12 protein-coding genes are annotated in these 15,280 nt (G+C 50.3%); 7 read left to right on the top strand and 5 right to left on the bottom strand.

Translation table 11 applies throughout. From position 1 onward, the window contains the following. Positions 1-66 precede the first annotated feature (66 nt). From H6G00_RS09770 to H6G00_RS09755, 5 genes are all read left to right on the top strand, one after another. Entirely contained in the window at positions 67-453 is a 387-nt protein-coding gene (locus H6G00_RS09770; protein ID WP_190641648.1) for a hypothetical protein, read from the top strand. Positions 454-692: 239 nt separating this feature from the next. Continuing rightward, positions 693-1,211: a winged helix-turn-helix domain-containing protein gene (locus tag H6G00_RS34665; protein ID WP_199318402.1), complete on the top strand. Its 519-nt coding sequence runs from the start codon at positions 693-695 to the stop codon at positions 1,209-1,211. Next, a complete protein-coding gene (locus tag H6G00_RS34660) occupies positions 1,187-1,753 on the top strand; it encodes an IS630 family transposase (protein ID WP_199318401.1) in 567 nt (188 codons plus the stop codon). The genes H6G00_RS34665 and H6G00_RS34660 overlap by 25 nt, the downstream gene beginning before the upstream one ends. A gap of 46 nt (positions 1,754-1,799) precedes the next feature. Next, the gene (locus H6G00_RS09760; RefSeq protein WP_190796579.1) at positions 1,800-2,093 is read left to right on the top strand and encodes an NfeD family protein; all 294 of its coding nucleotides are present in this window, start codon (positions 1,800-1,802) and stop codon (positions 2,091-2,093) included. Between the two features lie 392 nt (positions 2,094-2,485). Beyond that, positions 2,486-2,731, top strand: a complete 246-nt coding sequence (locus H6G00_RS09755; RefSeq protein ID WP_190796578.1) for a hypothetical protein — start codon at positions 2,486-2,488, stop codon at positions 2,729-2,731. Between the two features lie 112 nt (positions 2,732-2,843). Here H6G00_RS09755 and H6G00_RS09750 read toward each other — a convergent pair whose 3' ends face one another. From H6G00_RS09750 to H6G00_RS09730, 5 genes are all read right to left on the bottom strand, one after another. Further along, complete coding sequence (locus H6G00_RS09750) at positions 2,844-4,181, bottom strand: ABC transporter substrate-binding protein (RefSeq protein WP_190680041.1); 1,338 nt, start codon at positions 4,179-4,181, stop codon at positions 2,844-2,846. A 315-nt stretch (positions 4,182-4,496) separates the two neighbouring features. After that, positions 4,497-5,495 (bottom strand): DnaJ C-terminal domain-containing protein, encoded by a 999-nt coding sequence (locus H6G00_RS09745; RefSeq protein ID WP_190796577.1) that lies wholly within the window; start codon positions 5,493-5,495, stop codon positions 4,497-4,499. 44 nt (positions 5,496-5,539) lie between these two features. Then, the gene (locus H6G00_RS09740; RefSeq protein ID WP_190796576.1) at positions 5,540-6,130 is read right to left on the bottom strand and encodes an AAA family ATPase; all 591 of its coding nucleotides are present in this window, start codon (positions 6,128-6,130) and stop codon (positions 5,540-5,542) included. 336 nt (positions 6,131-6,466) lie between these two features. After that, positions 6,467-7,756 carry a glucose-1-phosphate adenylyltransferase gene (locus H6G00_RS09735; RefSeq protein ID WP_190641654.1) on the bottom strand — a complete coding sequence of 430 codons (1,290 nt, stop codon included), beginning with the start codon at positions 7,754-7,756 and terminating at the stop codon, positions 6,467-6,469. A 428-nt stretch (positions 7,757-8,184) separates the two neighbouring features. Next, positions 8,185-9,384, bottom strand: a complete 1,200-nt coding sequence (locus H6G00_RS09730) for a quinone-dependent dihydroorotate dehydrogenase (RefSeq protein ID WP_190641655.1) — start codon at positions 9,382-9,384, stop codon at positions 8,185-8,187. 522 nt (positions 9,385-9,906) lie between these two features. Here H6G00_RS09730 and H6G00_RS09725 point away from each other — a divergent pair. Both H6G00_RS09725 and H6G00_RS09720 read left to right on the top strand, forming a co-directional pair. After that, the gene (locus H6G00_RS09725; RefSeq protein ID WP_190680045.1) at positions 9,907-12,732 is read left to right on the top strand and encodes a GAF domain-containing protein; all 2,826 of its coding nucleotides are present in this window, start codon (positions 9,907-9,909) and stop codon (positions 12,730-12,732) included. Positions 12,733-13,611: 879 nt separating this feature from the next. Continuing rightward, positions 13,612-15,039, top strand: coding sequence for a glycoside hydrolase 100 family protein (locus H6G00_RS09720; RefSeq protein ID WP_190796575.1), 1,428 nt, complete (start codon positions 13,612-13,614; stop codon positions 15,037-15,039). Positions 15,040-15,280: the final 241 nt, after the last annotated feature.

Here is a 15,280-nt window from a genome sequence, read left to right as displayed (position 1 = left end):
AGAATTAGTTGATAACTCGGTGTGAGGCTGCGTGGCTAAGACATAACCTGATGTAGAGGTATATTGATGTACCTACAGCCCGGTACTCCTGATTCCCTCGATGCACTGTTTGCATCATTAGAGAATGGCATTTATCTATGTCACCACTCTAAAAATGGGGAAGTTGAACTGAATGTTAAAAAGCTGAGTGCTAGTGAAATTGAGATCAGCGTTTATTCGTACTGCGGTTCAATGCGCTGTTCGCCCGACGTGTTGAGAGAGTATTTGGAAAGCTGGACAGATAATGCTAGCAGCGACATTGTTAATCACTGCGGTCATCTCAGACGAGAGGTGCTTAAGGCTTTACCTGAAGGTTACTTGTCTGCAAAGCTGGACTTCTCCAAATGTAAGAGAAGCAATATCTCTCCTGTGCTTTACCTAACGGCTTCTTACCTAACCGATCACAGACGTTGAAATGAAAACTACTCTGTATCAACAATACTAAGTGGCTGTAACAGCTACTAGTTTTGCAATCTATAACTGAATAACTTTTCAGCCAGGAGAGTTTAGTCACTAGCTACAAAGGCTGACAGTGAGATATTGCTGTCAGCCTTTTTGATTAGTACTTGAACTTCCCTTAAAGGCAACAATCACAAAGGATCACAACGTTTGATACGGAATCCGGCTGTGGAGTAACACTATAAGATAGAAGGATGGGACGAACAATTACACTGGCAAAACACCTCAGTAGTGAGGGACTGAAAACTCGTTATCAAAATAGCAGCGACCGGGTTGAGTCGCGACGCTGGCACTTGCTGTGGCTTGTCTCACAACGGTGGTATCTACTTGATGCCGCCGAGAGCGTGGGAATGAGCTATTCCTATGCGCGCAAGGTTGTTTATGCCTACAACAAAGCAGGAAGTGAGGCAATCAGGAATGGACGGCAGGGGCGGCAGATGACTAGTCGTGCCTTGCTGAGCGTTGCTCAACAGGAGGAACTTGACCGAGCCTTGCAGGAAGCCCCTGAAGATGGTGGGATTTGGAATGGACCGAAAGTGGCGCAATGGATTGCCAAGAGAACGGGTCGAGAAAAGGTTCACCCCCAGCGAGGATGGGATTATTTGCAGAAGCTCAACTACAGTGGACAACGTCCTCGTCCGAGTCATGCGAAGGGGGATGCAGAAGCTCAAGCTGCATTTAAAAAAACTTGCCGCAACGAGTTGAGCAATTGAGACAAGCTTATCCTCAAGCTCAGGTTGAAGTTTGGGCGTTTGATGAGCATCGCTTGGGGCTTAAACCCATTATTCGCAAAGTATGGGCAAAGCGAGGACAACGTCCAAGTGCAGTAGTACATCATCGCTATCAATGGCTTTATCTGTATGCGTTTGTTTGTCCTCACAGCGGACAGAGCGAGTGGCTCATCCTACCGAGAGTCAGTGTGACTTGGTTCAACCAAGCCTTGCAAGTATTTGCTCAAGCGGTTGGAGCGGGAGGCAACAAACAGCTTTTGTTGATAATTGATGGAGCGGGTTGGCATCGAGCCAAGCAAGTTGTCGTACCAGAAGGCATTCATTTAGAATTTCTGCCTCCCTATTCTCCAGAACTGCAACCTGCTGAACGGTTGTGGCAATTGAGTGACGAACCACTAGTCAACCGCAAGTTTGACAACTTGGATGCGCTCGAGGAAACGTTAGCTTCTCGTTGTCTTACCCTTTCAGCCATGCCACAAACCATTCGAGGACACACACTTTTTCATTGGTGGAAGGAGGAATAAATTAGTGTCACTCTACCATCCGGATTCCGTATGAGAGGTGCATCAAATGGACTTATTTCTACCCGATCGCCCTGAAATCTTTTCAACTCCAACTCAGGGCAAAGTTGATCAAACCATTACCCAAAATCGCCCCGGAAGAGTCGAATGTTTTGGCACCTGTTGGGCTGCACAGCTTTATCCGACAGATTGCATTACAGCGATTTTTCCCGGACAACTTGTCAATGTAATTGGGCGTAAAGGAATCACGCTACTTGTAGTACCGAGTCACTATCACATGGATGAACTTGAGGATTTAATTGAACCGATCTCGATTTGCGATCGCCAAGACATTTCGTGCTGAAGCATTTTCCAATCAACCGAAACGGAGGTTAAGTCATGAAACGGATTAGCTTTAAAACAACGCAAGTACTTTGCATGGGATGTTTAAGTTTGGCGATCGCCGCTTCCCCTTCTATCCAAGGAACAAAGGCTTTTGCTGTATCGGACTCGGTAAGTTCTAGTTACTCAGTGAATACGTTGTCTGTTAACAACAGACCAATAACAAACGAACCCCAGCCCACTCTCTCCTCTGAGGTGACCGGTGGTTTCGTGTTAGGTATAGGAGCAGTACTTGGAATAATTCTGCTTCTTGTAGCATCAAGCCGAAGCAACAGCGGTCAGGCAGGCAACAGTGCTCATCTTGCTCGTCCTTCGAGGAGAAAGAACCTTGATTCTGCTGACTTTTGGAGCACCATGCAAGCTACCAATGACCTGAGCAGCAGCAACAGTACGAGCAGTGATTGTAGTAACAGCACTAGCAACAGCAGCACTAGCGGTGACAGCGGCAGCACCAGTTGGAGTGGCGGTGACTGCAGCGGTGGCAGTAGCTGGGGCGGTGACAGCGGTGGCAGTAGCTGGGGCGGTGACAGCGGTGGCGGCAGTTGGGGTGGTGGTGGTGATTGCGGTGGCGGCGGTGGTGATAGTGGTAGCGGTAGTTAGGGCAGTGGTTACTAGTATTTCCAGGTGGAATCTGGGAACAAGAAGATAAAAAATGGCACATCTAGTTAGATGTGCCATTCTTGGATTTTTGGGTCAGAAGGGAGATCGCCTCTTATTCACCTTCGCCCAAAATCACCTGGTCAATCACTTCGATTTGACCTGCATCAGTGACAGTCCAGACATCGTAGTTGCCGACCACGTCACCGTTTTCATCAATGTCAACGTTGCCGCTAGCGCCCTGGTAGTTGATGTCTTCACCGTTTCGCAGTGCTTCTAGTCCAGCGCAAACGTCAGTGACTTCGGTGCCGCCTTCTGCCACATTACGGAGTTCAGCGGCGATCGCGCTTCCCTCGTTCGAGCCAGCCGCCTCAGCCGCCAACATTAGCAAAGCCGCAGCATCCCAAGTGTGAGGCACAAATGCTCCGGGTGGTTCGCCCTTAGCGTCTTCCCACTTAGTGGTAAAGTCTGCTAGAGCAGGGCCGCCTGCACCAGGTACAGTCCCGATCGCTCCTGCCAGAATATAGCTACCGTCAGCAGTTTTACCCACCGCTTCAGGAAATTCTGGAGTTTGCACCCCGTCAGTTAACAGAATCTGCACCCCTTCAGTCAAGCCCTGTTCGTAAGCCGATTTGAGTAAGAGGCTACCCGTCTCAGCGTAGAGAACTGCAACAACTGCGTCTGGTTCACCACCAAAAGCCGCCGCTGCTTCAGATTCAAAGGTGGTAGCTTTGGGGTCATAACGGGTGGGGTTGTCTTTGTTAACAACTGTGCCGCCACGCTCTTCAAATTCTCTGACAAAGGCTTGCTCAAATCCGACTCCATAGTCGTTGTTGATCACAACAGTAGAGACGTTTTGCCAGCCTTCATCGATCGCCAGTTGAGCTAGCGCTTCTGCCTGATAGGTATCCGGTGGAGCAGTCCGGGCCCAGAAACCATTAAAGTCGCCTGCTGCTGCTTTCTCGGTAAAGACGGGGCTGGTGCTCCCTGGAGACACCATTGGCACCTCAGTCCGAGCCGCGATATCGACTGCTGCGGTAGACACACTGCTAGCAAAAGCTCCTACAACTGCGCCGACCTGGTCTGCTTCAACCAGTTTGGTCATTGCTTCTGCACCAGCAGTTGGGTCAGTCTGGTCATCTTCAACCACCAGGGTGACATCTGCATCATTGACACCACCGCATGCGTTAACCTCTTCCACAATCAGGGGAAGAGCATCTAGCATAGGCTGACCGATAGAGGACAGGTCGCCCGTTGCAGGGAGGAGTGCGCCGAGCTTCAGACCGTCTCCGCTAGCAGCAGCGGTTTCTTCTGTTGCAGGAGCTTCGCCCTCAGCAGCAGGTTCAGTTGGGGCTTCTTGACAAGCCGCAGCCAGGAAACCAACGGTTAAAGTGGCGATCGCTAAATTAATTGCACGAGGCTTAAGAGTGCCTTTGAAATCAAACTTTTTCATCTGAAAATTTTACTCCTCGACTTGTCAAAGGAATGACAGATGGATGACCTGATCAAATCTCAGGTTCCTCCAAATTTCTGTATCTAAGTGAGCCTAATCATAAAACAATATTGCGGAAAAAGTAATCAAATGAAGGGTGACAGGCGAAGAAGCCTATGCTAAGCCTTCAGCTATTTGTCGCTACAGTACTGCCCCTTATAGGGTTGCTGATCCACCAGGACGGATATCAGACAGATACAAAGAGGCGAAGAGGGGCACAGACCAATTCCTTCATAGCTCCTCTTCGCTTATAGCTCCGACTACACGGATCGCTTCCTACAGACTCACTCGTTTTAGGTTGCTGCGTGGGTCAAAGGTGCGGCTGCTGCGAATTTTTTCGTAGTATTCTCGCTCGGTGGCGCTTAGCTCTTGTGGGGCGACGATCACAATTCGTACCAATTGGTCACCGCGATCGCCTTTTGGCTTCGACCAGCCTTTGCCGCGCAGTCGCAGCGTTTGTCCAGAGCGGATTCCTGCCGGAATGTTCATCGTCACATTGCCGTCAGGGGTGGGAACCTCAATCGATCCTCCTAGAACAGCCTCGTCTGGGGCGATCGGCACCTCACACACCAGGTTATCTCTCTCAAACTTGAAGAAAGGATGGGACTGAATTTCCACATTCAGGTACAGGTCGCCTCTCTGTTGCGTGTAGGGGCTAGCCTGTCCCTTGCCTTTTACCCGAATTCGGCTCTTGGGCTTGGCTCCCGGTGGAATTCTCACGTCAATGACTTCACCGCCCAGGTTGAGCCGCTTTTGAACGCCTCTAAAAGCTTCTGATAGCGTAAGTGACAGCGTTGATTCTAAATCTGTGCCTGCGGACATTGAGTCGTCAAACCCAGACGCGTCCTGAAAGCCACCAAAGCCACCGAACGGGGAACTGCCGCCCGGACGGTAGGAGTAGGTGCGTCGTCCCCCTCCTGCTGGCGCACCGCCAAAGCGACCTAACAATTCGTTGATGAAATCGTCAAAGCTACCGTACTGGCTGAAGTCAAATCCGCCAAAGTCGGTTCCAGCGCCGGACGGCCAGCCACCACTGCCAGCCTGTTTCCAATACTGTCCAAACTGGTCGTATTTTTGCCGCTTGTCAGAGTCAGACAAGACTTCATACGCTTCACTGACTTCTTTAAAGCGGGCTTCTGCAGATTTGTCGCCAGGGTTCATATCAGGGTGATACTGCCGCGCCAACTTCCGATAGGCCTTTTTGATTTCGTCAGCGCTGGCAGTTTTGTTTACTCCCAAAATGGCGTAATAGTCTTTGAAGTCGGTCGCAGCCATCAACCCGTTTCCTCCATAGGCTCTGATTCTAAGCTACCAGGCAGTCAAGTTTGATGCGGTTCGGTTCCTGCCTGATGTGCGATCGCAATTTCCACACCCTCGACCACCATAACCTCTGAATCAAGCTGATCAGCCGTCTTGAGCAACTTATAACCCGCTTTGTGAAAGGCAGAATAGCGGAGCAAGTCGTGCATTCCCTCCTGCACACTGGGTATTGCACCCATTAAACAGCGATGCATTCGCAAAATTACGTCTTCGGGCACCTGGCGATCGCGGTTGCGGCTGCGCTCCAGACACGTTTCTAGATCGGTATCCAACCACAGTCCTGTAATTCGGGTAAAACCTGCAACTTTGGCTGCAACAATTACCTGCCGCCGATTTCGCCGCACTGCATTAGTTGCGTCAAAAATTGCCGATCGCGCCTTTCCCTGATTGATTTGATCAACGGCTTGCTGAAACTGTCGCTGCACCTCTGCCCAAATTTTAAGCCAGGAACCCTGAATCGCCTCATCACCAAAGAGCTGTTCTCGAATTGTGTCGGTTGAAATCAGCAAAGCTCCCGACCCAGCAAGCTGCCGCGCCAGGGTAGATTTTCCACTTCCTGGTAATCCAACCAGGAGTATGAGTTGGGACATACAGATAAGGCTACCGTGTATACGCAAGCCTTATCTAAGCCCAAGATGCTGCATTTCGCCCCAGTTCCCGAAACGCAGGACTTCTAACCCCTAGCTGACTGACAAATCTTCTAATGTAGTAGCGCGTCAAGCTTAGAACGTTGGGTTACACTGCGCTTCACCCAACCTACCCAACTTACGAATAGTAGAACCGTAGGTTGGGTGGAGCAGAGCATAACCCAACACTTACCTAGATTTCGTTGGGTTAACACACTCGCTTCACCCAACCATGGCATAACCCATAGTTTTGGGAGTTTTGTCAGACAACCAGTTTCCAAGCCTACAAACAGGAGGGTGTTAAATCACTGTCCCATCAGGAATAATGGCATTCTTGTGAATCACAACAATGCCGTTGATGATATGAAACCCATCCTTCTCACGGTCTGCTTCTTCAACGTGATCTTTGTTGATAATTTGCACATCACAACCAATATGAGCATTTTTGTCAACGATGGCGCGACGGATGGTGGTGTTTGCGCCGATTCCTAGAGGAACGTCGGTGCTAGAACAGTCACTCTGCCGCTCTGCGAAAGGTTGGTAATAGTCCGAACCCATAATCAACGTGTCTTGAATCACGCCGCCTGCTTCTACGCGGGTACGAATTCCCAGCACTGAATGATGGATCTGGCAGCTCTTGAGAATGCAGCCATCGCCAATCATCGACTCTGTTACCTGGCAATCCAACAGCTTGGTTGGAGGCAGGTAGCGGGCGCGAGTATAGATCGGAGCACCTTCGTCGTAGAAGCTAAAAGGTGGCTGTGGCTGTTGAGTCAGCGCTAGATTTGCGTCATAGAACGATTCGATCGTTCCGATGTCTTCCCAGTAGCCCTCAAACAGATAAGCCTGAATGTTGTGGTCTTTAGCGGCGGATGGAATGATCTCTTTGCCAAAGTCGGTTTGCTCAAGCGATCGCTTCAAAAGCTTGATCAAAACATCTTTCTTAAACACATAAATGCCCATGGAGGCAATGTAGGGGCTTTCTTTAGCCTGCTCTGGCGTCAGTCCTAGCGTTGTGGTGTCAACCTGCATCCGCAGCAGGTCTTCGCCCTTAGGTTTCTCAGAAAAGCTGACGATCCGCCCAGAGCCATCAATCTTCATTAAACCAAAGCTAGAAGCCCGCTTTTCATCAATTGGCACCACCGAGAGGGTAATGTCCGCATTGGTTTCGCGGTGCCGCTGGACAAACTGGCGATAGTCCATTCGATAGAGATGGTCGCCCGACAAGATTAAATATTCGTCAATATCCCACTCTTCTAGCAGCCAGAGATACTTTCGCACCGCGTCTGCCGTTCCCTGAAACCAACTGGGGCTATCGGGGGTTTGCTGTGCTGCCAACACCTCTACGAAACCGTCTGAAAAGCCTGGAAAGGTGTAGGCACGAGTAATATGGCGATTGAGAGAAGCGGAATTAAACTGAGTTAGAACGTAAATTTTGAGAATTTCTGAATTGATGCAGTTGCTGACGGGGATATCGATCAGGCGATACTTTCCTGCTAAAGGTACGGCAGGTTTTGCCCGCTGTTTTGTCAACGGATACAAGCGGGTACCCGCGCCGCCACCCAGAATAATTGACAATACGTTTTTCACAATGACCTCTTAACTGCCTCTTAACTGCCATTCCATTCCCAAGTCCAGTGTCCAATTGTGAGTGGCAGTTTGCAAGGGGATCAAGGAAGAAAAAGGCTCATTCTTTAGATAGAGGCGGTTTTTTTGACAAAATTTTCCAGAGGATAGATCATTTGCTCTCGCAAGATCACTAAAGATTGTTGATTCTTCGCCTCCGGTAGCTAAGCTTTAGTCGCAAGGCTTCGTATCCCATAAGCGAACATGATTGAATCAAGATAAAAATTTTAGGTTGGGGGCTTGACCCTGCTAATGTCAAACCCGTCTGTAAAGCATCGGTATCGGTAGGGCGAAGCATTCGGTTACAATCCTTTGCCCCTGAAGCACAATTCTTTTGCCGAATGCTTCGTCCGTACATCAGATAGGGCTTCTTCACAAAATGGCTTCCGGGCTCAATCCACATTTCTGAGTCCGATCGCCTCATGAATGTGGGTTAAGCCATGTTCCTCTAGTTTTTGTACCAGCCCTTCCAAAATGCGGCGCACCATGGCTGGACCTTCATAAATCCAGCCTGTATAGACCTGTACTAGACTGGCTCCAGCAGTAATTTTTTCCCAGGCATCTTCTGCGGTAAAGACACCACCAACGCCAATAATGGGAAGCTTTCCCTGAGTTTGCTGGTAAACAAAGCGAATCACTTCGGTCGAACGCTGACGTAGGGGAGAACCGCTAATGCCGCCTGCTTCTTCAGTGACGGGCTTACCGGTTTTGCTAATAATTTGGGTTTTAAGCCCATCGCGGCGAATGGTCGTATTGGTGGCGATAATGCCCGCTAGTTGGTGTGCTTGCGCCAAGTTCAGGATGTCGGCGATCGCTTCCCATTCCAAATCGGGCGCAATTTTGATTAGAATTGGCTTGCGCTGGTCATTTTCTTGCTGTAGCACCTGCAAGATTGGTTCGAGTTGTTCTGTTGCTTGAAGCGATCGCAACCCTGGCGTATTAGGAGAAGACACATTCACGACAAAATAGTCTCCCCAGTCTTTCAGCAAACGAAAACTGCCCAGATAATCTGCGGCAGCCGACTCTAGCGGTGTTAATTTAGACTTACCTAAGTTAATGCCCAAAGGAATGTTGGGGCGATCGGCAACCAGCAAGGAACTAGAACCCTCATTTCCTTGCCCTTTTACCCTAGTGGCGATCGCCTGTTTATCGCCCATTGCCTCCAGCCTTACCGCCATTGCAGCTGCGCCCTGGTTATTAAATCCCATCCGATTGAGAGCCGCCCCATCTAGAGGCAGGCGAAACAACCGGGGACGCGGGTTGCCAGGCTGCGGCTGCAGCGTTACCGTTCCCAACTCAGCAAAACCAAAACCAAAACCAGACCAAATGCCAGCTGCCAGACCATCTTTATCAAACCCAGCCGCTAACCCGACTGGGTTTGTGACCTCCAGATCCCATAGCTTTTGCTTTAGGCAAGGATGTTCAAAGCAGTAGGCATTCTGAATTTGCTGATAGAGCCAGTGCGGAGGGTCATGATCGCGATTTTGGCTCAGCCAGCTAAATACTTTAATTGTTTGCTGATGCAGCCATTCTGGATCTGCCTTTAAGCCGGAAAATAGAAGAGGACGGATGCCCGTTTGATAAATGTCCAAATTGCCAATTTTGTCGCTAATTCGACTAAAGAATTCAGCTAAAGTTCAGGAGATGTCGAAATGTCTATCTGCCCAAACCAGATGCTCTAACTTCAGAATACCAGTCTATATCAGTCAACTTGACTACATTAGATTGTTCAAACTAGATCGTTCACAGCATTTTGCCCAGCATCAAATTTAGGATAAAAACCATCAGTCAAAAATCTGAGCGTAAGGAACTGCGGGAACGATGCAGAAGCCTTGCTACGTCAGAAAGTTCAAAAAAAGTTCAAAAATTGGGGTGCTTTGATTCAAGCAGATCGGGTAAAGGAAAAAGGGCAACTGGGAAAGTAAAACCATACCTTCAACGGGACGCAACCGAACCAGATGGCTGTAGCAGTTCTACATCATCTGTACTGCGTGTTGGCTTGGCTGCTTTTGGGTAAGATTTTCCCAATCACTTTTCTTTCACTATTCTCAATTTTCTCGATTCAAAGTTAACTTGCATTAGGGGCAGCCCGGACAGAACCGGAGTTAGGTGACATGGGCCAACAAAAAGAGCCATCTGCTTATGAGAGACAACTTGTCGCCTTGGGACGAGCGCTGCAAGTCTTGCGTGAGGAGGAAGATGCAGACGTTCTGATTGAAACGACTCTGACTTATCTCCAGGCTGAATTTGATTATGCGCTGATTTGGATCGGGCTATACGATCGCCTGGATCATCGTCTGCTGGGCAAAGGAGGCAAGACTCCCTTGGGCGATGTCGCTCTACTCAAACAGCGACTTGCCCTACAGCCCGGTGACTTGCTGGAGCAGGTTGTGATTCAGCAGCGGCTTCTGGGTGTGCCCGATTTAAGAGAAGAAGCACGGGCCGGAGAATGGCGCAAGGCAGCTCAAAAATTTAACATTCAAGGCACGATTATTTTTCCGATTCGCTACAAGGACCGATGCTTTGGGGTAGCGCTGTTAGGGTCACACCTGTGGGGCGTTTCTCCCCACTCTGAGGAAAAGGCAAGACTGTCGATGATGCTGGGCGGGCTGGGCGCAGCACTTTACCAAATTGATGCAGACTGGCAGCGACAACAGACGAAGCGGCCAGGGACTCCTCTCCTCACCCTGCTGTCACGGATGCGATCGCTCCCTGCCCTCGATCAGCGGCTAGAGGCAATCGTCACCGAGACACATCAGTTCATTGGCTGCGATCGCACTAACATTTACTGGTTTGAGCCCAACCAGCGCTTCTTTTGGCGCAGAATGGGCAGACAAAAAAGCACCCTGGGTACGCCAGACGTAAACCCACCTGCCGCTGAGATTACGGTGCAGGAAGCACCCAACTTTTACCAGGCACTTGCTGCCGACCAGATTGTTTCCATTGGCGAAGCTCACAGTTCCCTCAAAGCGGACACAACCGGGCGACTGATGCAGCAAATTCGGGCGCGATCGCTCCTGGCTGCACCGATTTTATTTCAAGACGAACTGCTCGGTTTCCTGGCATTAGAGGGCAACGACGCTCGAATTTGGCTAGAGGAAGAAAAAAACTACGTGCGCGGAGCCGCCCAACTGGTTGCCCTGACCTCGCCGCTGGAAAACATGGAAGACACCATCCAGCAGGTCAAAACAGACCAAACCCTGACTGCTGAAGTTGCCTATGCCATCTACAGCGATGAAGACTGGGTCTCGACCCTGAGAAAGTGCGCTAATCGCCTCTGTGAGCGGCTTCAGGCAGAACGATTCATCGTCCTGCTTTACGACGCAGACCAGGAAATTTTTGAAATTTGTTTTCAAAGTCAGCCCCAAAATCGCCGTCCTTTCTCTGCCCCCCTGGAAGCCCTGAATGAAGTAGACTGGCAGATGCTCCAGCGCAGCACCGAAGCCGTCGGGGTAGAAAATCTTGATGATGACCTGAAGCTGATGGCGTGGCGGGAGGTCTTGCTTGAACAGGGGGTGCAGTCCCTTCTGGTATGCAGTACGGCGATCGGTCGGCCGCTAGAAGGACTGTTAGTAATCGGGCATGAGTCAGCCCGCACCTGGAATCGAGCAGAACGAGAAATCATTCGAGTGGTGAGCCAGCAGATTGGCTTGATCCTGCGGCAGTGGCAGCTTCAGCGCCAGATCGAGCAACAGCAGAAAGTTCACCAGACGATCCAGTGGGGCTTGACCACGATGCAGCAAACCCAGCAGCTAGAGCAGCTGGAGCGATCGGCTGTACAGCATATTTCTCAGGTCTTACAGGTACCATTGGTAACGCTGGTGACGTGGTCGCCAGGGCGAAAGTCTGCCAAAGTTGCAGCCATGTTTTCGAACAGTCAGCCGTTTTCGGTAGCAACCGGCATGGAGATTCCGGTTTACACCGATACGCTGATCCAGTGGGCACTGCAAACGGATGGGCTATTGCCACTGAGCATCAATGATATCGCTCCAGAAACTCGGCAGTGGCTAAACGGGGAAGGCATTGGACAAATCTTGGTGATCGCCATGCGGACTGCTCCAGAGCATGAGCCTGCCGGAATTGTACTAGTTGCCGATCGCCTGGAACGCTACTGGCCTGAGCGACAGCTTAATGCACTGGGAACGCTGGTCAGCCAACTAGCATGGTCACGCCGTTACCTGATTTTGACCGATACCTTAACCGCCCAGCGCCAGGACTTGGAGCGATTGAACTGGTATAAGCATCGGCGGCTTGAAGAAGTGTCTCGATCACTCAGCGTTGGGCTGAGACGGCTAAACGAACTGAGCCACCAAAAAGATGCGCTTGCCAGTATGCGCTATCACCAAATTTTGCGGCAGTTGAGCAACACGCTCTCGACCATGTCCCCACTGCTGAAGAACGAGCAGTGGCAGTTGCATAGCGAGCAGGAGACGATTCCTTTAGCCAGTCTGCTGAAGCGATCGCTAGAGCGGGTCGAGACTTTGATGAAGCAGCGCCAAATTTGGTCTCAGGTGCACAACGAGGGAACCGTCACTATCGGCGGTGATATCTGCAAAATTGAGTTTGTGCTGTGTGAGTTGCTTACTGTTGCCTGTCGGCGATCACCCATCAGCGGTCGAATTGACATCTGGTGCCGTACCCTTGACCCACACTGGCTAGAACTATCCATCACCGACAATGGCGTGATCGAGCCGCGTTTGTTAGAGGAACTGCACACAGGGCGATCGCAAGACCTACTAGCCCCCTCCACCCTCGACCAACCCCCCGGCTTGCACCTATTCATCTGCCAATCCCTCATGCAGCAAATTGGTGGCGAATTTAACCTCTACAAGCTGGAGGACAGCCGCATCCTCAGCCGTCTAATTATTCCAATTTCCGCCGACAGCAGCAGTGCCAACACGGTCATCGTTCCAAAGACTAGCATCCAGGATGAGTGGTGAAGAGAGGGGTTAGGGGTTGAGGGGCTAGGGCTGAGCTGAGTGCTGAGAGAGTAAGGAATCCTGGAACTGGCAGCAGTCCCTCATCCTTCGTCCTTTTTCCCTACGTCCCCGCTCTAATCTTCACCGCTTCTAAGACAGTCCCTACCTCCGCTTCATCAAGAATTCACTCTGCTGAGGCATTATTGTGATTATGCTGAGATCACGCAGCGAAAGCGGCTAAATTCTACGTGGTTTCCTTGAAACCGGTATAGATTCTTGTATTTCTACTGAACCAAGCAACAAAAGCGACTGCCAGCATGATTAGCCCTTTTGATGAGTTGAACCCCTTGCGCCGCGAGATTTTCAAGTCATCAAGCTAATCGCACAGCGATGGCATCAGCTGATCCAGGTTGTCAGACACACTTAGGCGGAATCCTTCCGACTTACAGGCTCTCCTGGAAGTCTTCGCTTGGAAAAAAACTTAAGCAAATTTAGGTTTTCTCAATGGTCTGACTAAGTTTTGCCTGGCAAGCTGCAACTTTCCTTGGTTTAAGTTGTCAAATTCCACATAAAGCAATCGTCAACTCAGGGTGCACAGTTGGAATGCCATTTGAAGAAGGTTGAGGTTTTTGGTTGACAACAGCCATTCTTTTTCTCTAGAGCAACTTCATCACGAAGCAAGAGGTTTGAAGTGTAAAGACTCCGGTTAGCAGTCTTCCGCTTCATTATTCCTTAAAACTTCTTGAGCTAGATGTTGTCATAGATCCGCTGTTGATTTTTGTGAAGGCTTACAGCACAGCCATGCCTTAAATCACAGCAGGCTTAGAAAGAGAGCCCTTAACCTGGTGGCAGACGATCACTTCCACAACGATTTGAATCAACCGGGGAGACGGTTAAACGATGGGAACGGGAAGCGACCTGGGGCACGATTTGGTTAAAAAGGCTTGGGAATTGCTCGAAGACTCGATCATCTATTATGGCGATCGCCCAGTTGGTACGGTGGCTGCACGCGATCGCGAAGTCGAAGCCTTAAACTACGACCAATGTTTTGTGCGAGATTTTGTCTCGTCCGCTCTCCTCTTTCTGATCAGCGGCAGAGCAGAAATTGTGCGTAACTTTCTGATTGAAACTCTGGCGTTGCAAAGTCACGACAAGCAGATGGACTGCTTTAATGCAGGACAAGGACTCATGCCTGCCAGCTTTAAAGTCGAATCTTGGAACGGGAATCAGCACATTGCCGCTGACTTTGGCGAACATGCGATCGGCAGAGTCACTCCCGTTGATTCTTGTTTGTGGTGGATGATTTTGCTTAGAGCATACGTCAAAGCCACTGGGGACATTGACCTGGCCCACCAGCCCGAATTTCAGCGCGGCATCGTACTCATTCTCAAACTTTGCCTTGCCGATCGCTTTGATATGTATCCCACGCTTCTGGTTGCAGATGGGGCGTTTATGATCGATCGCCGCATGGGAGTCTACGGCCATCCGCTGGAAATTCAAGCGCTCTTCTACGCTGCCCTGCGTGCTGCACGAGAACTGCTACTTCCGGGTCGGCGCGGCGACATTTACATTCAGGTGATTAACCAGCGCCTCAGCGTTCTCAACTACCACATTCGTGAGTATTACTGGCTTGACCTGAAGCGGCTCAACAATATCTATCGCTACAAAGGCGAAGAATTCGGCATCGCCGCTGTCAACAAATTCAACATTTACCCCGACTCCATTCCCTACTGGCTCACCGAATGGATGCCTGAGCGAGGCGGCTATTTGGCAGGCAACCTTGGCCCTGCCCAAATGGATTTCCGCTTTTTCTCCCTGGGCAACCTGATGGCGATCATCTGCTCTCTCGCCAGCGTCGAAGAATGCCAATCTATCATTGATTTGATCGAGCAGCGCTGGCACGACTTGATTGGCTACATGCCCATGAAAATCTGCTTTCCTGCTGTCGAAGGCTTGGAATGGAAAATTCTTACGGGCTGCGATCCCAAGAACGTACCCTGGTCATATCACAACGGCGGCAACTGGCCCGTACTACTTTGGACGCTGGTAGCCGCTGCCCAAAAAACTGGACGGACAGAACTTGGCTGGAAGGCGATCGAGATTGCCGAAAGACGACTAGCCGAAGACGAATGGCCAGAATACTATGACGGTCGCAATGGTCGCTTAGTCGGAAAGGCTTCTCGAAAGTATCAAACCTGGACAGTTGCCGGATACCTTTTAGCCAAAGAGCTAATGGCAAACCCTGATCACATGAAGCTGATCAGTTTCGATGAAGATCCTGAAATGCAAGAGCTACTTGGCATTCTTTCAGAATATCGGTGTGGATAGGGACCTGGGTGACTGACAATCTCCTGATGTAGTAGCGCGGCAAGCCTAAAGGGTTGGGTTCCGCTCTGCTCCACCCAACTTACGGTTCTACTGCTTGTAGTTAGGTAGGTTGGGTGAAGCGCAGCGGAACCCAACGTTCTAAGCTTGACGCACTACTACGACATACCCATAGTTCTGGGAGTTCGTCAGTCACCAGGGATAGCGAAGACTCCTGTTAAGGGCGTAGCGGGGCAAGGACTCT

The organism is Leptolyngbya sp. FACHB-541 (assembly GCF_014695875.1).
In the GTDB taxonomy this organism is placed as follows: domain Bacteria; phylum Cyanobacteriota; class Cyanobacteriia; order Elainellales; family Elainellaceae; genus JAAUTN01.
This window is presented reverse-complemented; position numbering and strand designations above follow the sequence as displayed.